Source organism: Kitasatospora sp. NBC_00315 (genome assembly GCF_041435095.1).
Classification (GTDB): domain Bacteria; phylum Actinomycetota; class Actinomycetes; order Streptomycetales; family Streptomycetaceae; genus Kitasatospora.
This window is the reverse complement of sequence record NZ_CP108025.1, coordinates 4,519,357-4,541,307: the sequence shown is the minus strand read 5'-3', so window position 1 is coordinate 4,541,307 and position 21,951 is coordinate 4,519,357. Positions and strand designations below refer to the sequence as shown.

The window sequence follows — 21,951 nt, the reverse complement described above, 5'->3', positions numbered from 1 at the left end:
GGGTTCTCCCGTTTCAGGATCACGTGCGTTCCCCAGGACGACGTCGGCCGTCTTGACGAGGTCACTCTCCGGCCGACCGCCCATGCGCTCACGGAACCGGCCCCCGCCACCGAGGCAGGGTCGCCGAGCTGATCAGGAAGGCCGCGGCCCGAGCCCGTTCCCGCCGTGGGAGGCGGTGCCGGACGCCTGCACCCGTGCGGCCCGACCGCGCCGATGAGCCCGACGGCCGTACCGGGCCCGGCACCCCGCCGTCACCCGGGCAGGCCGTCCGCCGGGCCGTCCGCACCGCGCCCGGGCGGCAGGAGGCGGGCCCGCAGGAAGTCGAGGGCGCCCGCGTCGTCCTCGGGGCCGCCCGCCTCGTGACCGTTGTAGTGCCAGACGGTGAGCTCCTTGGGCCCCGCGTACGCCTGGTGGGCGGCGAACACGGTGGACGGCGGAACGATCTCGTCCATCAGCGCCACCGAGAAGCGCGCCGGGACCGCGGCCCGGCGGGCGAAGTTGACGCCGTCGACGTAGCTCAGTGTGCGGTGCACCGCCTCGACCCGGTCGCGGTGGACCGCGAGGTAGTCCGCGATCTCCCGGTACGGATGGGCGTCGGTGACCAGCACGGCGCGCGGGAAGTCGCAGAGGAACGGCACATGGGCGACTGCGGCGGCGAGGTCGGGCACGAGCGCGGCGACCGCCAGTGCCAGCCCGCCGCCCTGGCTCTGGCCGAGCACCGCGACCCGGGCGGGGTCGACGGGCGCCAGCGTGCGGGCGGCGTCGACGGCCCGGACGGCGTCGGTGATCAGACGACGGTAGTAGTACGTCGCCGGATCCTCGACACCACGGGTCAGCATGCCGGGGGCCTGGGGGCCGGCCGGTCCGCAGTCGGGGGTGTCCCCACGGCTCCAGCCGGAGCCCTGCCCCCGGGTGTCCATCTGCAGGTGGGCGTAGCCGGCCGAGGCCCACAGCAGGTTCTCCGTGGGGTGCCCGCGCCCGCCGCCGTAGCCGACGTACTGGACGACGGCGGGCAGCGGGCCGCTCGCACCGCGCGGCATCCGCAGCCAGGCCCGGACGGGCTGGCCGGCGAACCCCGGGAAGGTGACGTCGAAGGTGTCGAGTGTCGCCAGCCCGGTCGCCACCGGCGTCACGGTGACGGTGCGCTCGCTGCCGCGCGCGTCGGCGAGGGTGCGCCGCCAGAAGGCGTCGAAGTCGGCGGGAGCGCGCTGGGAGCTGCGGTGGGCGCGCAGTTCCGGCTCGGTCAGGTCGCGGTGCATCGGGCGGCCCTTCTCGGCACGGCCGGGGCCGGCCGGAGCCGGCGCCTTGACGACGGGGGTGGGCCGTCCGCCCCGGCTCCGACCGCCCGACCGGGGGGCGGGGCGGCCAGAAGCGGGCATGGAGCCGGGGCGGACGGGTCAGAGGGTCGGCTCGGCCGACAGGGTGAACGTCGCGTGCAGGCGACGGGTGTGGTCGAGCCGGCGGACCGGCCCGGTCAGGACGACCGCGGCGGTCAGCCGGGGGTCGGTACTGGCGGCGCCGAGCCGAAGCTCCAGCTCGCCCGGCTCGACGATGCGCGTGCCGTCCCGCCCGGTGAAGGAGGCGAGGTCGGCCGGCACGGTGACCCGGACCCGACTCGCCTCGCCGGCGGCGAGCGGCACCCGGAGGTAGCCCACCAGCCGCTGGACGGGCTGCACCACCGAGGCGACCGGGTCGTGCAGGTAGACCTGCACCACCTCGACGCCCGCGCGCAGACCGGTGTTGCGCACCGTCAGCGCCAGCTCGAACTCCCCGTCGGTGGCGGTGAGCGCGGCGTCCACGACGAGATCCGACCACTCGAAGTCGGTGTAGGTCAGGCCGTGGCCGAAGCCGTACGCCGGCGTCGGGTCGGTGCTGGAGACCTCGGTGGCCTGGGCCAGCCGGGCCGCCAGGTAGGTGGACGGCTGGACCCCGGGCCGGCAGGGCACGCTGACGGGCAGCCGGCCGGACGGGTTGACCCGGCCGCTGAGCACGCCGGCGACGGCCCGGGTGCCCTCCTCGCCGGGAAAGAACGCCTGCACGATCGCGGCGGCCTCGCCCGGTGCCCGGCCGAGCGCGTACGGCCGGCCGGCCAGCAGGGTGAGGACCAGCGGGGTGCCGGCGTCGAGCAGGGCGTCCAGCAGCTGCTGCTGGACGCCGGGCAGGTCCAGGCTCTCGACGTCGCAGCCCTCGCCACTGGTGCCCCGGCCGAACAGGCCCGCGCGGTCGCCGAGCGCCAGCACCACCACGTCCGCGCTCCGGGCGAGTTCGACCGCCTCGGCGAAGCCCTCGGTGCCGGCGCCGTCCACCGTGGCGCCCCGGGCGGTGACCAGCTCGCTGTCGGGGAACTCGGCGGCCAACGCCTCGCGCAGGGTCGGCAGTTCGATCCCCAGCGGGGTGTCGGGGTGCTGCCCGCCGACGTGGACGGGGAAGGCGTAGCAGCCGAGCACGGCGGTCGGCTCGTCGGCGTTGGGGCCGATCAGGGCGATCCGGGCCGGGCGGGACAGCGGCAGGGTGCCGTCGTTGCTCAGCAGGACCACGGCCTGCTCGGCCATCTCGCCGGCGAGCGCCCGGTTCTCGGCCGGGTCGAGGTCGACGGTGCCGCGCAGGGCCCGCGGGTCGGCCGGGTCGGGCTCGACGAGGACCGCGGGGGTGGCGCTCCAGTCGGCGTCGAGCAGGCCGAGTTCGGCCTTCTGGACGAGCACCCGGCGCAGCGCGCGGTCCACCAGCTCCTCCGGAACGCGTCCGGCGGCGATCTCGTCGAGCAGGGCCCGCCCGAAGGTCTTGACGGTGGGGAGCTCGACGTCGACGCCGGCGGCCAGCGCTGCGCCGGCCGCCTCGCCCCAGCTCCCGGCCACCCCGTGCAGGGTCTTCAGGAAGGCGATGCCGAAGTAGTCGGCGACCACCGTGCCGTTGAATCCCCAGGTGTCCCGGAGCAGTTCGGTCAGCAGGCTCTCGTCGGCCGCCGACGGGATGCCGTCGGTGTCGGTGTAGGCGTGCATGACCGAGCCGGGACGCCCGTCGCGGACGGCCATCTCGAACGGCGGCAGGATGACGTCGGCGAGCTCGCGCGCCCCGACGCCGACCGGCGCCAGGTTGCGGCCGGCCCGGGAGGCGGAGTAGCCGGCGAAGTGCTTGAGGGTAGCGATGATCCCGGCGGACTGCAGGCCCTGCACGTAGGCGGTGCCGATCGAGGCGACCAGGTACGGGTCCTCGCCGATGGTCTCCTCGACCCGGCCCCAGCGGGCGTCCCGGACCACGTCCAGCACGGGCGCCAGTCCCTGGTGCACGCCGACGGAGCGCATGTCACGGCCGATCGCGGCGGCCATCCGGCGCACCAGCGCCGGGTCGAACGCGGCTCCCCAGGAGAGCGGCACCGGGTAGGCGGTGGCGCCCCAGGCGGCGAAGCCGGCCAGGCACTCCTCATGGGCCATCGCGGGGATGCCGAAGCGGTTGGCCGCGGCGATCCGGCGCTGGGTGCGCATCAGCGACAGGGCGCCGAGCGCCGGGTCGACGGGGGCGGTGCCGAACGGGCGGGTCAGCTGCCCGAGGCCGTGCGGCAGCAGCTCGTCGAGCTCGGGCGGCTCCTCCATCTCGTGCTGGTACGGGGCTACTTCACCGCCCTCGTCGGACGCCCCGACCCAGACCCCGAACAGCTGGGCGGTCTTCTCCTGGAGCGTCATCGCGGCGATCAGGGCGTCGGCCCGCGTCCCGGCGTCCAGGGAGGCGTCGCGCCAGACAGGAGTGGCGGATTCGGTCTCTACGGCCAGGTTCACGATGTCGGTCACTTTCCTCCGACGCCCATCAGCCCCTGGACCAGGGTGCGTCGGGCGAACAGGTAGACGAGCAGGATGGGCAGCATGGAGAGCACCACGGCGGCCAGCAGGCCGGGGACGTTAATGCCGTACGCCGTCTGGAAGTTGTAGAGGCCCAGGGTGATCACCTTGGTGCTGTCCGACTGGGTCAGCACCAGGGGGAACAGGAAGCCGTTCCACGCCTGGAGGGCCGAGAAGACCACGATCGTCGACAGGCCGCCCTTGGAGAGCGGGAGCACCAGCTGGAAGAAGACCCGCCGGGGCCGGGCGCCGTCCATCGCCATCGCCTCGTACAGCTCGGGGGTGATGTCGCGCATCACCCCGGTGAGGATGAGGGCGCAGACCGGCAGCGAGAAGGCCGCGGTGGGCAGGATCACGCCGATCAGGTTGTCGTACAGGCCGGCCTTGTTGATGACGTAGAACATCGGCACGATCACGGCCTGCGCCGGGATCGCCAGGCCCAGCAGGAACAGCCGGAAGACCGCCATGGTGCTGCGGCCGCGGGCCCTGACGATGGCGTAGGACAACGGCGGCACCACCAGCAGCACGATCGCGACCACGCTCAGCGTGACGATCGCCGTGTTGAGGAAGTACTGCCCGAAGCCGTTGGAGAAGTCGTCGACGTAGTTGTCGAGGGTGAAGTGCTTCGGGAAGCCGAGCGGGCCGTTGGCCGCGTAGTCGCTCCTGCTCTGCAGGGTGGCGGCGAGCATCGCGTACAGCGGCAGCCCCACCACGAGCAGCCAGAACAGCGAGCCGAGGCCGGCCAGGACGTTCGGACGGCGCCTCATCACAATCCCTCCGAAGTACTGCGCATCCGGTCGTAGCCCGACAGGCGGACCACGGCCAGCGAGATCACCGTCGCCACCACCACCAGGACCAGGGCGATCGCCGAGGCGACGCCGAAGTCGAAGCCCTTGAAGGCCTTCTGGTACATGTAGTAGGCGCTGATGGTGGTGTCCGTACCGGGCCCGCCCTGGGTGAGGATCAGCACTGTGTCGAAGGTCGTCAGCCCTCCGACCACCATGAGGATCACCGAGGTGACGATGGTGTTCCGCAGCTGCGGCAGCGTGATGTGGAAGAACTGGCGGACGGTGCCGGCGCCGTCGATCTGCGCGGCCTGGTAGAGCACCGGCGGGACGGCCCGCGCCGCACCCTGGTAGATCAGGGTGTGAAAGGGGGTGAACTGCCAGGCCCCGACGAAGGCCAGCACCCCGACGGCGCCGCTCTGCGAGCCGAACAGGTTGCCGTCCCCGAACAGCCAGGACGCCTCGGAGGGCACCCCGAAGTTCGGGTCGAGCAGCGCGCGCCACAGCACCGAGACGGCGGTCGCCGACAGCAGCAGGGGTACGAAGTACACGGCCGACAGGACAGCGCGGTTGCGCTGGTGGCCGGCTGCCCAGACGCCGAGCAGGATGCTGATCGGCGTCTGGACGACGACCCCGAGCACGGTGAGCAGGACGCTCAGCCAGAGACTCTTGATCATGACCGGATCATGGAACAGCTTGACCCAGTTGTCGGTCCCGGAGAACTGCGGCGAGCCGATGCCGTCCCAGCTCATGACGGACAGGACCGCGACCAGGACGAGCGGGACGATCGCGAACAGGACGAAGAAGACGGTGGCGGGCAGTGCCCAGGCGAAGCCCGGTCGGGTGGCGCTGGTGACGCTCCGGCCGGCCGGGCGGCGCCGGTCCACGGCGGTGGCGGCGATGGTGGTCATTTCTCGGTCCGCTCAGGAGGTCGGCAGGGCCTGCATGGCCTTGATGAAGGCGTCGGCGTCCATCTGCCCGTTGAAGAACTGCTGCACGGCCTGGTGCATGGGGGTGGAGGCGGTCTGCGGGTAGGCCTGGTCCCAGGAGAGCTGGAACGTCGAGGCCTGCTTCACCAGGTCGAACTGGAACTTCGAGTAGTCCGGGTTGGCTGCCGCGGCGACGAAGTCCAGGGTGTTGGTGGTGGTCGGCAGGTTGCCGATGGCCAGCTGCGCCTTGACGAAGTCGTCCGAGTACTGGAGCTTCAGGAACTCCGCCACGGCCTCGGGGTGCTTGGTCTTCTTCAGCACCGAGTAGAAGTTGTTGGTGTTGCCGACCAGCGCGCCCGGGTCGCCCTTGCCGCCGGTGACCGTCGGGAAGGAGCTGTAGCCGAGCTCGGACTTGGCGAAGTCGGGGCTGGCGTCCTGCTGGGTGGAGTACTCCCAGGAGCCCATCAGCTCGAAGCCGGCCTTGCCGCGCGCCAGCAGGGCGGGCGAACCGCCGTCGGTGTACTTCACCGAGTCGAAGTTGGTGCCGAACGCACCGGCGTCGACCAGCTGCTTGAGCATGCCGAGCGCCTTCTTGCTGTCCTCGCCGGCCCAGGCGCTCTTGTCGCCGCCGAGCGCCTTCTCGAACAGGCCGGGGCCGGCGACACGGTCGAAGAGGTACTCGAACCACATCAGGGTGGGCCACTGGTCACCGCCGCCCAGTGCGATCGGGGTGACGCCGTGGGCCTTGAGGGCCTGCACCGCGCTCAGCAGCTCGTCCCAGGTCTTCGGCTCGGAGACGCCGGCGTCGGCGAGCACCTTCTTGTTGTTGAACAGCATGACGGGCTGGGTGCCGCGCATCGGGATGCCGTACGCCTTGCCGTCGATCACCGCGCTGTTGAACACCGACGGCAGGAAGTCGCTCTTCAGCGCCGGGTCCTGCTGGATCATGTCGTCCAGCGGGAGCAGCAGGCCCGCCTTGACGAAGGGCGCGATGCTGCCGCCGCCCCAGTTGAAGAAGACGTCCGGGGCCTGCTTGGTGCTGATGACCGTCTGGAGCTTCCCCTGGTAGTCCGCACCGGGGACGGTGTCGAGGACCGCCTTGACCTTCGAGGTCTTGTTGAAGGTGTCGACGATCTGGGTCTCGACCTTGTTGGAGGCGTCCCCGTAGACCAGGATGTGGATCTTGTCTCCACCGCCGGAGGCCGAACCGCTCCCGCTGCCGCAGGCCGTCAGGGCCAGCCCGAGCAGGACGGCCACGCTGCCGGCGGCGACACGGGAGAGCTGCGCTTGTCTCTTCATCGCAGTGCCTTTCGAAATGTTTCGGCTACATCTTCGAAACTATCTGTGCGCTGCGACGCTAAGACCCCTCGCGGGGAGGGTCAACCCTCCCGGACGGGGTTACCAAAGCGTGACCCGTCCGGGTGGCCTATGCTGCACGGCATGCGCGAAGACGAGGAGCCGGGGCGCGTGACCCTGGCCCAGGTGGCGGAGCAGGCCGGCGTTTCCGTCTCCACAGTTTCGAAAGTTCTCAACGGCAGGCAGGACGTCGCCCGGCCGACCCGTACCCGGGTCGAGGAGCTGCTGGAGATCCACGGCTACCGACGGTCGGCCAAATCCGCAGGTGAGGCGCCACTCATCGAGCTGGTCTTCCACGAGCTCGACAGCCTCTGGGCGATGGAGTTGATCCGGGGCGTCGAGAACGTCGCCAAGGAGAACGGCGCCAGCGTGGTGCTGACCGAGAGCGGCACTCGGCACTCCCCCGGCCCCGAGTGGATCGAGGGCGTGCTGCGGCGTCGCCCGCTCGGCGTGGTGCTGGTCTTCTCGGCCCTGCCACTGGAGTTCAAACAGCAGCTCAGGTCACGTGCCATCCCGTTCGTGATCATCGATCCGGCGGGCGATCCGGAGCCGGACGTCCCCTCCGTGGGGTCGGCGAACTGGTCCGGCGGGCTCGCCGCGACCCGGCATCTGATCGAGTGCGGGCACCGGCGGATCGCGATCATCAGCGGTCCGGGCGACATGCTCTGCTCGCTCGCCCGCCTGGACGGCTTCCGCTCGGCCATGAGCATGGCCGGCCTGGAGGTCGATCCCGGGCTGGTCGCCTTCGGTGACTTCCATGTGGAGGGCGGCTACCAGCGCGCGATGGAGATGCTCGGCCGGCCCGACCGCCCGACCGCCGTCTTCGCCGGTAGCGACCTGCAGGCCCTGGGTGTTCTGGAGGCGGCGCGGGTGCACGGCCTCCAGGTGCCCCGGGACCTCTCGGTCGTCGGCTACGACGACGTCGCGATCGCCCAGTGGACCAGCCCGGCACTCACCACCGTGCACCAGCCACTGCGGCAGATGGCGGAGGAGGCCGCGCAGATGCTGCTCCGGTTGCGCGCCGACGGGACCACGGCCAGCCGCCTGGAACTGGCCACCAGTCTGGTCGTCCGAAAGAGCACCGCGCCGCCGCCGCAGGACGTCTGACGCCGCGTCGGACACGGCCGCACCCGGTCGCCGCGGGCCGGGCGACGCACCGCTCCGGACCGGGCGACGCAGCGCGGTCCGCCGTGCGCCGTACACCACGGCGGACCCCGGGCGGACCCACTGCCGGCGGGAGCGCCCCGGCCTCGCCCCCGACCGTGAGCCCCGCCGTGAGCCCGCCCGCGAACCCGCCTTGAGCCCGGTCGCGAACCCGCCGCGAGCCCGCCATGTCCGAAAAATGCCGGATCGTACTCCGGGATGTTTCAGCCGCCGTCCCGGCCCCCAGGAGCGGCGGCGCCCGTGCCGGCCGGCGCCGCCGAGGCCCGCCGGAACGCGTTCCGGACCCCGGCCCGCCCGCTGCGACCAGCGGCGCCGAGGTGACCGATGAGTACGAATGGCCCCGTACGGTGCTCCGCGGCGCACCCCCTCCTCATATGATCGGAGCGACATGCGCCATGCTTGGTGATGCAGAGCACGGTACGGACTTGCGCCGCCCGCCCCACGGACGGACGGCCGAGAAGGAGGAAGCACGTGGACGACGTTCTGCGGCGCGCCGCACTCTTCGCGGCACTCGACGACGAGCAGGCCGGCGAGCTGCGCGCTTCCATGACCGAGGTGACTCTCGCCCGAGGTGAGTCCCTGTTCCACGAGGGCGACCCGGGCGACCGGCTCTATGTGGTCGCCGAGGGCAAGGTCAAGCTGCACCGCGCCTCCCCGGACGGCCGCGAGAACATGCTCGCCGTGCTCGGCCCGAGCGAGATGATCGGCGAGCTGTCGCTCTTCGACCCGGGGCCGCGCACCGCCACGGCGAGCGCGCTCACCGAGGTCAAGCTGCTGGGCCTGGGCCACGGCGACCTCCAGCCCTGGCTGCACGCCCGTCCCGAGGTCTCGATCGCGCTGCTGCGGGCGATCGCCCGCCGGCTGCGCCGGACCAACGACGTGATGTCCGACCTGGTGTTCTCGGACGTGCCCGGCCGGGTGGCCAAGGCGCTGCTGGACCTCTCGCGCCGGTTCGGCGTGCCGTCCGACGAGGGCATCCACGTCGCGCACGACCTCACCCAGGAGGAGCTGGCCCAGCTGGTCGGCGCCTCCCGTGAGACGGTCAACAAGGCACTCGCCGACTTCGCCGGCCGCGGCTGGCTGAAGCTGGAGGCCCGCGCGGTGGTCCTGATGGACGTCGAGCGGCTGTCCCGGCGCTCGCGCTGACGTCGCTCCGCCGAGGGCCCGTACGCCACCGGCGGACGGGCCCTCGGCCGTGCCCGCGGGCGGTCGGCAGCCGGCAGCACCGGCGGGAGGAGAGCGGCCCGCTGTCGCGGCCGGGCGCGGGCCGTCAGATCAGCCCGTGGTTCTCCAGGTAGCGCAGCTGAGCGCGGACCGAGAGCTCGGCGGCCGGCCACAGCGCGCGGTCCACGTCGGCGTAGACCCGGGCCACCACCTCGGCCGCGGTCCGGCAGCCGGCCTCCACCGCCGTCTCCACCTGGGCGAGGCGGTGCGCCCGGTGGGCGAGGTAGTACTCCACCACGCCGAGCGCGTCCGCGAGCACCGGGCCGTGGCCCGGCAGCACCGTGCGTACGCCGTGCTCGGACGCCATGGTGTGCAGGCGGCGCAGCGAGTCGAGGTAGTCCCCGAGCTGCCCGTCCGGGTGCGCGACCATCGTGGTGCCGCGGCCGAGCACGGTGTCGCCGGTCAGGACGGCGCCGTCGGCGGGCAGGTGGAAGGTGAGCGAGTCGGAGGTGTGGCCGGGGGTGCCGACCACCCGCAGGTCCAGGTCCCCGACCTCCAGGCGCTCCCCGTGCCGCAGGCCCTCGTCCCCGAGGCGGTGCGCCGGATCCAGTGCCCGGACCTTGCTGCCGGTCAGCTCGGCGAAGCGGGCCGCGCCCTCGGCGTGGTCGGCGTGGCCGTGGGTGAGCAGGGTGAGCGCCACGCGCCGGCCCTGGCTCTCGGCGGTCGCGATGACGTGGCGCAGGTGCGCCTCGTCGAGCGGGCCGGGGTCGACGACCACGGCCAGGTCCGAGCCGGGCTCGGCGAGCAGCCAGGTGTTGGTGCCGTCCAGCGTCATCGGTGACGGGTTCGGCGCCAGCACGCAGTGTGCCCGGGGGGTGGCCTCGCCGCCGATGCCGGCGGCGGGGTCACCCGGGATGAGACCGCTCACCGGCCGCCCTCGCAGCTGCGATGCAGCAGTCGCGCGGGGAGGGAGCGCGTCAGCGGGCGCAGCCAGGGCTCCTCGCCGTAGCGGCCGCCGCTGTCGCGGGCGAGCGTACGGGGCGTCAGGGTGTGGGAGGTCAGCGTTCGGGCGGGCAGCTCGGATGCCGTCCGGCGATCCACGTCATTGTGAGTCATCGGGCGAAGGTCCTTCCTGGGGGTAGTGTCCGTCGATGGTCAGCTCTTCATACCCTGACCATCGCACCGTCATTCGATCACCCGCCACCTCGGCCTCGCCGAGGATCGGGTCCAGTCCGCGGCCGGTCGCCGCGGACAGGGCTTGGGCCGCCGTGCGCAGCGGCAGCAGTTCGCGCAGCACCGTGACGGTCGGCGGCAGCATGCCGTACCGGCCCTCCCGGTGGCCGCGCACGGCCTCGGCCGGAGTGAGCCAGGCGACCCGGTCGGCCTCGCCCACCTCCACGGCGGCGCTCTGGCCGGGCGGCAGCACGGCGACGAAGAACCAGGTGTCGTAGCGCCGCTCCTCGAAGGCCGGGGTGACCCAGCGGGCCCAGCCGGCCAGCAGATCACTGCGCAGCACCAGGCCGTGCGCCCGGAGGAAGTCGGCGAAGGAGAGCTCGTGCGCCTCCAGGGCGGCCCGCTCGGCGCTCCAGTCGCGCGGCGGCGCCGTGCTCCCGGCGTCCGGACCGGCCAGCAGCACACCGGCCTCCTCGAAGGTCTCCCGGACGGCCGCGCAGACCACCGCCTGCGCCGTGGCCGCGTCCACGCCGAGCCGCTCGGCCCACTCCCGCGGGCTCGGGCCGGCCCAGCCGATCTCGGCCTCGGCGTCCCTGGGGTCCACCCCGCCGCCCGGGTAGGCGTACATCCCGCCGGCGAACGCCATCGAGGTACGGCGGCGCAGCAGGTACGCCTGCGGGCCCTCGCCGGCGGCTCCGTCGGCGCCGTCCCGCAGCAGCACGACCGTGGCGGACGGCCTGGGCACCGGGGGGGTCACCTCGCCGGCCAGCACCGCCCGGATCCGGGCAGGCCAGGACGGCGGCATCGGAAGCGTCTTCGCCTGCTGGTCCATGACCGGATGCTACGCAGCGGAAGGCGGGGTTGGACAGAGCCCAACCCCGCCGATCCGAGCGGTTTCGCCGTGGGCCGACAGCGCGGCGCCCGCGGCGGAGAAAATGCCTCAGACCTGCGGCTTCAGCCGCACCTGGAGCTCGACCTCGACCGGGGCGTCCAGCGGCAGCACCGCGACGCCGACCGCGCTGCGGGCGTGCACGCCGGCCGCGCCGAGCGCCTGCCCGAGCAGCTCGCTCGCGCCGTTCACCACGGCGGGCTGGCCGGTGAAGTCGGCGGCGGAGGCGACGAAGCCCACCACCTTGACGACCTGCTCGATCCGGTCCAGGTCACCGATCACGGACTTCACGGCCGCGAGCGCGTTCAGCGCGCAGATCTGCGCGAGCGCCTTGGCCTCCTCCGGGGTGACCTCGGCGCCGACCTTGCCCGTGGTCCGGAGCTTGCCCGCGACCATCGGCAGCTGGCCGGAGGTGAAGACGTACTCGCCCGACCGCACGGCCGGCACGTACGCGGCGACCGGCGCGGCGACCTCGGGCACGGTCAGGCCCAGCTCGGCCAGCCGGCTCTCGACCTGACTCATGCCTTCTCCCGCTTGAGGTAGGCCACCAGCTGCTCCGGGTTCGGGCCCGGCACGACCTGGACGAGCTCCCAGCCGTCCTGGCCCCAGTTGTCGAGGATCTGCTTGGTGGCGTGGACGAGCAGCGGCACGGTTACGTATTCCCACTTGGTCATGGGCTGACTCTAGACGAGCGGACGGGGCCCCGGCCGCCGTGCCGGGCGCGTCGGGAGCGAGGACGGCGGGGGCGGGAGGGTGTGAGGTGGGACACAAAGGGGGCATGAATCAGGCCCGGCCTCCCCGATGCTCCCGGCATCCGGCGCGGCCTCTGGTTACTCTCGCGGGAGGGCACCCTCGCGGGTGCCGGCCCTCGGAACGGACGGAGACGGAGCGTGGCACGCACCCCCGACCAGGCGGACCGGCGCGAGCCGGGCGGGGCCCCGGGCGTACGCGGGGCCGACGCCCCGGCCGACTCTGCGGCGCGGGAGGCCGCGGCGGCGGCCGACGGAGCACGCACCGGCAACGACTGGGAGGGCGTGCGGCTGCACGTGGTCAGTGGCAAGGGCGGCACCGGCAAGACGACCGTCGCGGCCGCGCTCGCCCTCGCGCTGGCGGCCGAGGGCGGCCGGACCCTGCTGATCGAGGTGGAGGGCCGGCAGGGCATCGCCGAGCTGTTCGGCATCGCCGCACTGCCGTACGAGGAGCGCCGGATCGCCTCCGTCTCGCGCGCCCAGCTCGGGCTGGCCCCGGACGGGCGCGGACCCACGCGCGGCGGCGGGGAGGTGTTCGCGCTGGCGATCGACACCGAGCAGGCGCTGCTGGAGTACCTCGACATGTTCTACAAGCTCGGCCGGGCCGGAAAGGCCCTGCAGAAGGTCGGCTTCGTCGACTTCGCGACCACCATCGCGCCGGGCGTGCGCGACGTCCTGCTGACCGGCAAGGCCTGCGAGGCCGCGCGCCGCAAGGGGCCCGACGGCCGGCGCGCGTACGACGCGATCGTGATGGACGCGCCGCCGACCGGGCGGCTCACCAGGTTCCTGAACGTCAACTCCGAGGTCGCCGGGCTGGCCAGGTTCGGCCCGATCCACTCCCAGGCGCAAGCGGTGATGCGAGTGCTGAGGTCGCCGGAGACGGCGGTGCACCTGGTCACCCTGCTGGAGGAGATGCCCGTCCAGGAGACGGTCGACGGCTTCGCCGAACTGCGCGAGGCGCAGCTGCCGGTGGGCGGGGTCGTGGTGAACATGGTCCGCCCGCCGATACTGGACGCCGCGGCGGTGGCCGCCGTGGACGGGGACCACCGCGAGGAGGTCGCCGTCGCACTCGGCGAGGCCGGGCTGGGCGGGCGCGCCCGGACCGGGGCCGCCGTACGGGCGGCGGTGGAACCGCTGATCGAACCGCTGCTGGACCAGGCCCGCGAGCACGCCGAGCGGGTCGAGCTGGAACGCGACCAGCGGGCCGACCTGCAGCACCTGAAGCTGCCGACGTACGAGCTCCCGCTGCTCGGTGAGGGTGTGGACCTCGGCGGCCTCTACCGGCTGGCCGGCGAGCTCAAGCGGCAGGGGGCGGCATGAGCGGCGGCGCGAAGGGCCACCAGGCCGGCACTGCGAGGAGTGGGAGCGGCGTGAAGGGTGGCAGGGAACTGGCGGTCGACCGGCTGATCGACGACCCGGCGACCCGGATCGTGGTCTGCTGCGGCTCCGGCGGCGTCGGCAAGACCACCACGGCGGCGGCGATCGGCCTGCGGGCGGCGGAGCGCGGCCGGAAGGTGGTCGTGCTGACCATCGACCCGGCCCGCCGGCTCGCCCAGTCGATGGGCCTCACCGAGCTGGACAACACCCCGCGGGTGGTCAAGGGCGTCAACGGTGACGGCGAACTGCAGGCCATGATGCTGGACATGAAGCGGACCTTCGACGAGGTCGTGCTCGCCCACGCTGAGCCCGAACGGGCCAAGGCGATCATGGACAACCCGTTCTACCAGTCCCTGTCGGCCGGCTTCGCGGGCACGCAGGAGTACATGGCCATGGAGAAGCTGGGCCAGCTGCGGGACGCCGGCGAGTGGGACCTCATCGTCGTCGACACCCCGCCGTCCCGGTCGGCGCTGGACTTCCTGGACGCGCCGAACCGGCTCGGGTCCTTCCTCGACGGCCGGGTGATCCGGCTGCTGTCCGCCCCCGCCAAGGTCGGCGGCCGGAGCGCGATGAAGTTCCTGAACGTCGGCATGGGGCTGATCACCGGCACCCTGGGCAAGATCTTCGGCGCCCAGCTGCTCACCGACGTGCAGACCTTCGTCAGCGCCACGGACTCGATGTTCGGCGGCTTCCGCGAGCGCGCCGACCGCACGTACCAGCTGCTCAAGGCGCCCGGCACGGCGTTCCTGGTGGTCGCCGCGCCGGAGCGGGACGCGCTGCGCGAGGCCGCGTACTTCGTCGACCGGCTGGAGGCGGACCGGATGCCGCTGGCCGGCCTGGTACTCAACCGGGTGCACAGCAGCGGCGCGCCGCAGCTCACCGCCGAGCGCGCGCTGGCCGCCGCCGAGGCCCTGGAGGAGAACGGGTCGGAGACCGCCTCCCCCGAGGCCGAACTCCTCGCGGCCGGACTGCTGCGGCTGCACGCCGAGCGGATGCAGATCATGTCCCGGGAGCGACGGACCCGGGACCGCTTCGTCTCGGTGTACCCGGACGTGCCCATCGTCGAGGTGGCCGCCCTCCCCGGGGACGTCCACGACCTGGACGGGCTGCGCACCGTCGGCGACCGCCTCGGCGGTGCGACGGGCTGACCTGCCGGGCCCGGAGGCCCGCTCAGCCCGCCTGCGCGTAGTCGGTGAGGATCACACCGGTGGCGAGGGACTCCTCGTACTCGGTGCGCGCCGTCTCCAACAACCGCCGCCACGACATCACCGTCGGCCGTCGGCGCAGCAACGCCCTGCGCTCGCGCTCGGTCATGCCCCCCCAGACCCCGAACTCCACCCGGTTGTCGAGTGCGTCCGCCAGGCACTCGGTGCGCACGGGACACCCGCTGCACACCGCCTTGGCGCGATTCTGCGCCGCCCCCTGGACGAACAACTCGTCCGGATCGCTAGTGCGGCAGGCTGCCTGCGCACTCCAGTCGTCTACCCAGCCCATGCCGGCGCCGTCCTCTCCCGAATCGAGGCTCCCCCACGGCGGCAACGGCATATTCACCGTTGCCAGTTGAGGACGTTACGGAAGAACGGCAGGTTGCAACAGCCCCTTCGGGCCCAATCTCGAATGACCCGATCGGACTATGGGTACCGGTTAGCTCACTCGTTGGAGTGATCGCAGGTCGCAGCCCTTGCCAAGGCCACACTGGCAACTCTCGCCACGCGGGTCGACACGGAGTGTCACCGAACCAGCGGCGCAGCGCCCGCATCAACTGCCCCAGAAGGGGTCAATTCGGGCAAATCTCATCACTCACACGAGTGATGAATGCTCACACAGCGAAGCTGTCGCAAGCTTGTGACAAGCCTAGGCGAACACCTGCCCCCATGTGCGGTATTCGGAGACGTAGTGTTCTCCCCATGGCACCGCAGCGCCCCATGGCCCCCCAGCGCCCCGGCAACCCAGAATCTCCTGACGGCGAACGCCGCAGCTCACCGCTCGACAAAGCGGGACTCGGAGTGAAGTTCCTGGGTGTCAGCGTGCTGGCCGGCGTCCTGCTGGCGGGCATGGCACTGCCCGCCGTCGGCGCGCTCGGGCTGACCGCCAAGAACACCGCGGAGAGCTTCGACGACATCCCGGACGACTTCAAGGCGCCGCCGCTCACCCAGGCGACCCAGATCTTCGACGCCAAGGGCGGCCTGATCGCCAAGGTGTACGAACGCGACCGGACGGTGCTGACCGCGGAGCAGATGGCGCCGATCATGCGCCAGGCCCAGGTCGACATCGAGGACGCGCGCTTCTACGAGCACGGCGCCGTCGACCTCAAGGGCGTGCTCCGCGCGGTCAGCAAGAACGCCGAGAGCGGCACCACCGCCCAGGGCGCCTCGACGCTCACCCAGCAGTACGTGAAGAACGTCAACGTCGAGAAGGCCGGCGACGACGTGGCCGCCGTCCAGGAGGCGCAGCGCAAGACCCTGGGCCGCAAGATCCAGGAGCTGAAGTACGCCATCAAGCTGGAGGAGGACCTGACCAAGGACCAGATCCTCACCAACTACCTCAACATCACGTTCTACGGGCACCAGGCGTACGGCGTCGAGGCCGCCTCCCAGCGCTACTTCAGCAAGAGCAACAAGGACCTCACCGTCCCCGAGGCCGCCACCCTGGCCGGCATGGTGCAGAACCCCTCCGCCTTCGACCCGATCCGCTTCCCCGAGGCCACGGTCAAGCGCCGCAACGTGGTCATCGACAAGATGCTGGAGAACAAGCACATCACGGCGGACCAGGCCAAGGACGCCAAGGCCGCCCCGCTCGGCCTGGCCTACAAGGACCCGCAGAACGGCTGCATCACCGCCAACACCGGGATGGGCTTCTTCTGCGACTACGTCCGGCACGTGGTCAAGCAGGACCCGGCCTTCGGCAAGACCGCGGCCGACCGCAAGAAGCTCTGGGACCAGGGCGGCCTGAACATCTACACCACCCTGGACCCGGACAAGCAGGCCGCCGCGCAGAACGCCGTGACCAAGAAGGTGAAGGTCACCGACACCGTCTCGGCCGCCGCCACCATGATGGAGCCCGGCACCGGCAAGATCCTGGCGATGGCACAGACCCGCCCGTACGGACTGGACCCGAACAAGAACCAGACCGTGGTCAACCTCAACGTGGACGCCGCCATGGGCGGCGGCAACGGCTTCCAGACCGGCTCGACCTTCAAGCCGATCCTGGTCGCGGCGGCGGTCGAGGCCGGGATGTCGCTGACCCAGGCGTTCCCGTCCGAGAACAAGATCGACTACCCGACGATGTCGACCTGTGAAGGCACCTGGAAGAACAGCACCCGCAGCGACAAGGCCACGGTGCAGAACGAGTCCACCAGCGAGGTCGGCCCGTACGAGCTGAAGGAAGCGATGGCGAAGTCCATCAACACCTACTTCGTCGAGCTGGAGGCGCAGGTCGGCCTCTGCCCGATCAAGCAGATGGCCAACAAGCTCGGCATCACCTCGAAGGCCAGCGGCGCCGCCTTCGAGGAGGTGCCGTCGATGGTCCTCGGTGCTCAGGAGATGAGCCCGCTGACCATGGCCAACGCGTACGCCACCTTCGCCGCCCGGGGCAAGTACTGCACCCCGGTCGCGATCAACAAGATCACCACGGTCGACGGCAAGAACGTCCCGGTCCCCACCAGCACCTGCAGCCAGGCGATGTCCGAGAGCACCGCGGACGCCGTCAACACCGTCCTGCTCGGCGTGACCGAGAAGGGCACCGGCTCCGCCCTCGGCCTCGACGACGGGCGGCAGATCGCCGGCAAGACCGGTACCACGGACAAGAAGAAGGCCGCCTGGTTCAACGGCTACACCCCCCAGCTGGCCACCGCGGTCTGGCTCGGCGGCCCGGCCGGCGGCGTCGAGATGAACAACATCACCATCGGCGGCCACTACTACGCCACCGTCCACGGCGCCGACGGCCCCGGACCGATCTGGCAGATGGCGATGAACCAGGCGCTCAACGGCGCACCGTCGAACACCTTCCAGACCGTCAACATCCCCGACCCCGCCCCCAAGCCAGACCCCAACGCCACCGCCGGTGCCACCCCGCCCAACGGCGACGCGGCCAACCCGGGCGCGATCGGCGGCGGGTTCACCCTCCCGCCGGGCCTGATCGGCGGGAACCCGGGTGGCAACAACGGCGGCCGGGGCGGCGGCCACTGACCTCCGCACGGACCCGTGCAACGCCGGAGGGCGCCTCCCCGGTGGGGAGGCGCCCTCCGGCGTCACTGCTGGGCGGAGGCCGGGCCACGGACCGCTGCGCGGTGGCCCGGGCGGTGAGCGGTGGCCCGGCTCAGGAGAGTGCGGTCCGTACCGCGGCGGCCACCCGGCCGCCCTCGGCCAGCCCGTCCACCTTCGGCTTCACCAGCTTCATCACCGCGCCGATCCCCTGCGGACCGCTCGCCCCGCTCTGCGCCACCGCGGCGGCGACGATCGTCGCCAACTCCTCGTCGGAGAGCTGCTGGGGCAGGTAGCGCGCCAGCACCTCGCCCTCGGCCCGCTCCCGCGCGGCCGACTCCGTCCGGTCGGCCTTCGCGAAGGCCTCGGCCGCCTCACGGCGCTTCTTCGCCTCCCGGGCGAGCACCTTCAGGACCTCGTCGTCCGAGAGCTCCCGCTTCTCCTCGCCCGCCACCTCCTCGCTGGTGATCGCGGTCAGCGAGAGTCGGAGGGTGGAGGAGACGAGTTCGTCCCTGGTCCTGATGGCAGCCGTGAGGTCCTCGTGCAGCTGCTCCTTGAGCGTCGTCATGCCCCGAGTCTCGCACTCCGGCCCCGTCGTCGCCCGGCATTAAGCGGTCGCCGACCGCCCGCCGGACGTCCGGGAAAGAAATTCGGGAACCACCTGCAACCCCCGGGCCCGCCGCACGTCTACTTGAGTGAGCGGTGGGAAACCGCCCCTCGGACCCGCCGAGCACCATCGCTGAACACCCGGCCGCCGAGCACCATCGCTGAACACCCGGCCGCCGAGCACCACCGCCGAGCACCACCGCCGAGCACCACCGCCGAGCAGACAGCACGCTCCGCCCCAGCGCCACCCATCCGCACCGCCGATCGCAGCTGACGCATGCCCGCAGCCAGAAATCCCAGGGGGATCCCGATGAGCGCCACCACCACGAACCGCAGCCTCCGCCGCTCCCGCACCGCCGCCGTGGCAACCGGCGCTCTCGGCGCCCTGCTGGCCGCCGGCTCCTCCCTCGCGACGGCGCCGGCCGCCGAGGCGGCCCCGGCGAAGGTCGAGCTCTCCGTCCAGGCCCCGGCCTCGGTCGGCGGCGCGGGCCGGCCGGTCGCGTTCAGCGAGACGATCACCAACCCGGGCACCGAGAGCGGGACCTTCGGTCTCGCCCTGGACGCCGTCACCGGTCCCGGCACGCCGCCGAACGGCCTGGTCATCGACTACCGCGACCCTGCAGACGGCTCGTGGAAGTCCGTTCCGCTGACGCCCGCCGACGCCGAGAACACCGAGCAGCGCGGCACCGTGCCGGGCGACATCCCGGTGCCGGCCGGCGGGCAGCGGACCGTGCAGCTGCGCATCGGCGCACCGCTGGGCACACCGCACCACGGCGCCACCAACGGCGGCTTCGCATCGATCCGCCTGCACTCGGCCCTGGTCGCCCGGCCTGTCTCCGTCCCGGCCGAAACCGTCGCCGAGAACACCAGCACGATCAAGGTCGACTCGGTCTCCACCGCGCTCGCCGGCGTGCCCGCCACCGCCGTCGCGGGCGGCGCGCCCATCGAGTTCGACGCCGTGCTGGCCAACCCGACCCCGTCGGACTACGTCAACGTCGGCAACGTCCTGTTCGCCGACAGGCACGCGACCGTGCAGGTCAGGAAGGCCGACGGCACCTGGGCCACGCTGGCCCCGGTGTCCGGGAAGGATGCCGAGGACCGCCCCGGCTTCTACCTGGAGGGCCGTGACTCCGGCATCCGGGCCGGTGCGACCACGACCACGCGGGTGCGGGTCTCGTTCGCCGCCGACACCCCGGTCGGCACCACCACGCTCGCCCCGTGCGTGCTCGTCAACGAGTGGGTGGACATGCCGTTCGTGGGGACCACCATGTGCGAGCGCGGCACCGACCTGAAGATCACGGCGGCCGCGTCCTCGCCCGCCCCGACCGCCTCGCCGACCGCCACGGCTCCGGTCACGGCGTCGCCCTCGGCCACCGCCACGGCCGCCACGACCGCTCCTGCTCCGACCGCCGCCGCCGCCGACGAGGAGGACACCGCGGGCGCCCCGTCCACCGACCAGCTCGCCCACACCGGTGCGGGCAGCGCCCCGCTGATCGCGGCCCTCGCCGCCGCGCTGGTGACCTTCGGCGCCGGCGCCTTCTGGCTGGCCCGCCGGCGTCGCAACGCCTGACTGCCGGGCGGCCGCCACGCTCCGGCGCCGGAGGTCCGGGGCCCGGGCCTCCGAGGGGGCAGGTGCTCGGGGACCGACCGGCAGTGCACCGGCTGATCAAGCGTCTGAGAGCATGGACCGATGCGACCGCTGTACTCCGTCCCCCTCGGAATCGCCGCCACCGGCGCCGCCTGCCTCGCCTACTCCGCCGGCTACGAGGTCCGCTCGTTCCGGCTGCGCCGGGTCGACGTGCCTGTTCTGCCGAAGGGCGCCCGGCCCATCCGGGTGCTGCAGGTCTCCGACATCCACATGGTGACCGGCCAGGAGAAGAAGCAGCGCTGGCTGAAGAGCCTCGCCGGTCTGCGGCCCGACCTCGTCGTGAACACCGGGGACAACCTCTCCGACCCGCTCGGTGTCCCCGCCACCCTCGACGCGCTCGGCCCGCTGATGGAATTCCCCGGCGTCTACGTCTTCGGTTCCAACGACTACTACGGCCCGGCCCGCAAGAACCCCGCACGCTACCTCTCGGCGATGCGCAGCGGCATCCACGGCCTGAACAACCCGGACGGCTCGGGGAAGCGCGGCATCAGCGGCGCCGTCCACAACCCGTGGGAGAAGCTGCGCGACAGCTTCGACGCAGCCGGCTGGCTGGACCTCACGAACGCGCGCGGCCGACTCCCGATCGGCGGCCTCGACCTCGAGTTCACCGGCCTCGACGACCCGCACATCCGCCGCGACCGCTACTCCGAGGTGGCCGGCGGCCCGTCCGCCGACGCCGACCTCTCGCTGGCCGTCGTCCACGCCCCGTACCTGCGCGTCCTCGACGCCTTCACCGCCGACCGCTACCCCCTGATCCTCGCGGGTCACACCCATGGCGGTCAGCTCTGCATCCCGTTCTACGGCGCCCTGGTCACCAACTGCGACCTGGACGCCAAACGGGTCAAGGGCCTCTCCACCCACCAGGCCGGCGGCCGGGTCTCCCACCTCCACGTCTCGGCCGGCTGCGGAACCAACCGTTACACCCCCGTCCGCTTCGCCTGCCCGCCCGAGGCCACCCTCCTCACCCTCGTCCCCACCCGCTGACCGACCCGCCGGCCCGGCCCACTCCCCCGGCTCCGACCTGCTGCGGAACCGGCCCGGGAATCGGATTTCGTCTCCCGGCGAGCGTCCGGTAGAGTTCTACTCGTTGCACCGGAGACGGAGGCAACAACAGCAGGACCGGGGTGTGGCGCAGCTTGGTAGCGCGCTTCGTTCGGGACGAAGAGGCCGTGGGTTCAAATCCCGCCACCCCGACCCAGGTCAGAGGCCCTATCGGAGAAATCCGGTAGGGCCTCTGACGTATGTGCCAGCACGGAAGTACAGCAACCACAGCAAACCTCAGCGGCTGCCAGCAGAGGCGACTCCCACACCCAGCTGACGGCGCAACAGGCACCTCAGAAATCGCTGGTGACGCGTGTCACAGGCAGTGCCTAAGCTAGGTGATGCCGGGAACTCGGCTGTAGTGCACCACAAGGACCTCATCGCTCACCCGACGGCGGAACGGGTTGGTGGCAGCATCCTCGTTCTACCGGGATCAGGCAGCGCGGGCAGTGGGAGGGTGGGTCCTCCCATAACTAGGAGGGGGGCTTCATGTCGGAGCAACGTCAAGGCCAACACCGCGACTTGGTGATCCGCTGCGGGATCCTCGCGGTGGCTTTCGTAGTACTGCTGGGCCTGTCCTGGAGCCTATGCGCCTGGCTCGGGCATCCGCGAGACGGCGCCAACCGATGGGTGGTTTGCACTGCCTTCGCAACCGTCGTGACTGGCGCATTCGGGGAGCTCGGGCGTCGAAGGAACAAGGCGGCGCCAGGCCACACTTCGGTCAGCGGGCATGACAACCGAGTTGCCGGAGCGGCTGCCCACGACAACACTTTCGGTGACCGAAGCAACGGGGCCGGGAAGAGTACGCCAACCGCCCGACCTAAGAAGTCTTTGCCATCTCCCGCTGAGGAAGCACCGCTGGAAGGAGGTGGCACGGACGTAAACGGCAGCCGTAACCGCGTCGCGGGGACCGGTGCGCACCACAACGATTTCGGCGACGAGATCGAAGGTCACGACCACTCATGACACCGCCTCCGTTCTGGCGCCGAAACAAGCCGAAGCCTCGCGAGTCAAGCAAATCTGCGCGAGGCACAG

The 21,951-nt window shown here is 72.0% G+C and carries 19 protein-coding genes and 1 tRNA gene; 8 read left to right on the top strand and 12 right to left on the bottom strand.

Annotation, left to right across the window (positions count from 1 at the left end):
- Positions 1 to 251 precede the first annotated feature (251 nt).
- The 5 genes from OG823_RS18640 to OG823_RS18620 all read right to left on the bottom strand — a co-directional run bounded on the left by OG823_RS18640 (position 252) and on the right by OG823_RS18620 (position 6,846).
- Positions 252 to 1,259, bottom strand: coding sequence for an acetylxylan esterase (locus OG823_RS18640; protein ID WP_371480721.1), 1,008 nt, complete (start codon positions 1,257 to 1,259; stop codon positions 252 to 254).
- 138 nt (positions 1,260 to 1,397) lie between these two features.
- Positions 1,398 to 3,680 (bottom strand): glycoside hydrolase family 3 N-terminal domain-containing protein, encoded by a 2,283-nt coding sequence (locus OG823_RS18635; protein ID WP_371484525.1) that lies wholly within the window; start codon positions 3,678 to 3,680, stop codon positions 1,398 to 1,400.
- Positions 3,681 to 3,781: 101 nt separating this feature from the next.
- Positions 3,782 to 4,600: a carbohydrate ABC transporter permease gene (locus OG823_RS18630; protein WP_371480720.1), complete on the bottom strand. Its 819-nt coding sequence runs from the start codon at positions 4,598 to 4,600 to the stop codon at positions 3,782 to 3,784.
- Positions 4,600 to 5,529, bottom strand: coding sequence for a carbohydrate ABC transporter permease (locus OG823_RS18625; RefSeq protein ID WP_371480719.1), 930 nt, complete (start codon positions 5,527 to 5,529; stop codon positions 4,600 to 4,602). The genes OG823_RS18630 and OG823_RS18625 overlap by 1 nt, the downstream gene beginning before the upstream one ends.
- 12 nt (positions 5,530 to 5,541) lie before the next feature.
- Complete coding sequence (locus tag OG823_RS18620) at positions 5,542 to 6,846, bottom strand: ABC transporter substrate-binding protein (protein ID WP_371480718.1); 1,305 nt, start codon at positions 6,844 to 6,846, stop codon at positions 5,542 to 5,544.
- A 129-nt stretch (positions 6,847 to 6,975) separates the two neighbouring features.
- On the opposite strand from OG823_RS18620, the gene OG823_RS18615 reads away from it, so the two are divergent.
- Both OG823_RS18615 and OG823_RS18610 read left to right on the top strand, forming a co-directional pair.
- On the top strand, positions 6,976 to 8,010 hold the full coding sequence (locus OG823_RS18615) for a LacI family DNA-binding transcriptional regulator (protein ID WP_371480717.1): 1,035 nt from the start codon (positions 6,976 to 6,978) through the stop codon (positions 8,008 to 8,010).
- Positions 8,011 to 8,538: 528 nt separating this feature from the next.
- Entirely contained in the window at positions 8,539 to 9,213 is a 675-nt protein-coding gene (locus OG823_RS18610) for a Crp/Fnr family transcriptional regulator (protein WP_073924653.1), read from the top strand.
- A 124-nt stretch (positions 9,214 to 9,337) separates the two neighbouring features.
- Here the strand turns inward: OG823_RS18610 and OG823_RS18605 are convergent, their stop codons facing one another.
- From OG823_RS18605 to OG823_RS18585, 5 genes are all read right to left on the bottom strand, one after another.
- Positions 9,338 to 10,159, bottom strand: coding sequence for an MBL fold metallo-hydrolase (locus OG823_RS18605; protein ID WP_371480716.1), 822 nt, complete (start codon positions 10,157 to 10,159; stop codon positions 9,338 to 9,340).
- Complete coding sequence (locus OG823_RS18600; RefSeq protein ID WP_371480715.1) at positions 10,156 to 10,347, bottom strand: hypothetical protein; 192 nt, start codon at positions 10,345 to 10,347, stop codon at positions 10,156 to 10,158. The genes OG823_RS18605 and OG823_RS18600 overlap by 4 nt, the downstream gene beginning before the upstream one ends.
- On the bottom strand, positions 10,334 to 11,236 hold the full coding sequence (locus OG823_RS18595; protein WP_371480714.1) for an NUDIX hydrolase: 903 nt from the start codon (positions 11,234 to 11,236) through the stop codon (positions 10,334 to 10,336). Before OG823_RS18595 ends, OG823_RS18600 begins: the two co-directional genes overlap by 14 nt.
- A 108-nt stretch (positions 11,237 to 11,344) precedes the next feature.
- Complete coding sequence (locus OG823_RS18590) at positions 11,345 to 11,815, bottom strand: RidA family protein (RefSeq protein WP_371480713.1); 471 nt, start codon at positions 11,813 to 11,815, stop codon at positions 11,345 to 11,347.
- Complete coding sequence (locus OG823_RS18585) at positions 11,812 to 11,967, bottom strand: DUF4177 domain-containing protein (protein WP_190211199.1); 156 nt, start codon at positions 11,965 to 11,967, stop codon at positions 11,812 to 11,814. The genes OG823_RS18590 and OG823_RS18585 overlap by 4 nt, the downstream gene beginning before the upstream one ends.
- 360 nt (positions 11,968 to 12,327) lie before the next feature.
- On the opposite strand from OG823_RS18585, the gene OG823_RS18580 reads away from it, so the two are divergent.
- Positions 12,328 to 13,362 carry an ArsA-related P-loop ATPase gene (locus tag OG823_RS18580; RefSeq protein ID WP_371484523.1) on the top strand — a complete coding sequence of 345 codons (1,035 nt, stop codon included), beginning with the start codon at positions 12,328 to 12,330 and terminating at the stop codon, positions 13,360 to 13,362.
- Complete coding sequence (locus OG823_RS18575) at positions 13,359 to 14,567, top strand: ArsA family ATPase (RefSeq protein ID WP_371480712.1); 1,209 nt, start codon at positions 13,359 to 13,361, stop codon at positions 14,565 to 14,567. The genes OG823_RS18580 and OG823_RS18575 overlap by 4 nt, the downstream gene beginning before the upstream one ends.
- A 22-nt stretch (positions 14,568 to 14,589) precedes the next feature.
- Here OG823_RS18575 and OG823_RS18570 read toward each other — a convergent pair whose 3' ends face one another.
- Complete coding sequence (locus tag OG823_RS18570) at positions 14,590 to 14,913, bottom strand: WhiB family transcriptional regulator (protein WP_033333275.1); 324 nt, start codon at positions 14,911 to 14,913, stop codon at positions 14,590 to 14,592.
- 413 nt (positions 14,914 to 15,326) lie between these two features.
- Here OG823_RS18570 and OG823_RS18565 point away from each other — a divergent pair, with 413 nt between their 5' ends.
- The gene (locus OG823_RS18565; protein WP_371480711.1) at positions 15,327 to 17,606 is read left to right on the top strand and encodes a transglycosylase domain-containing protein; all 2,280 of its coding nucleotides are present in this window, start codon (positions 15,327 to 15,329) and stop codon (positions 17,604 to 17,606) included.
- Between the two features lie 130 nt (positions 17,607 to 17,736).
- On the opposite strand, the gene OG823_RS18560 is transcribed toward OG823_RS18565, so the two are convergent.
- A complete protein-coding gene (locus tag OG823_RS18560; protein ID WP_371480710.1) occupies positions 17,737 to 18,189 on the bottom strand; it encodes a GatB/YqeY domain-containing protein in 453 nt (150 codons plus the stop codon).
- Positions 18,190 to 18,537: 348 nt separating this feature from the next.
- On the opposite strand from OG823_RS18560, the gene OG823_RS18555 reads away from it, so the two are divergent.
- From OG823_RS18555 to OG823_RS18545, 3 genes are all read left to right on the top strand, one after another.
- The gene (locus OG823_RS18555; RefSeq protein WP_371480709.1) at positions 18,538 to 19,797 is read left to right on the top strand and encodes an LAETG motif-containing sortase-dependent surface protein; all 1,260 of its coding nucleotides are present in this window, start codon (positions 18,538 to 18,540) and stop codon (positions 19,795 to 19,797) included.
- Positions 19,798 to 19,917: 120 nt separating this feature from the next.
- On the top strand, positions 19,918 to 20,859 hold the full coding sequence (locus tag OG823_RS18550) for a metallophosphoesterase (protein WP_371480708.1): 942 nt from the start codon (positions 19,918 to 19,920) through the stop codon (positions 20,857 to 20,859).
- Positions 20,860 to 20,995: 136 nt separating this feature from the next.
- Positions 20,996 to 21,069 (top strand) — tRNA-Pro (locus OG823_RS18545).
- Positions 21,070 to 21,951 lie beyond the last annotated feature (882 nt).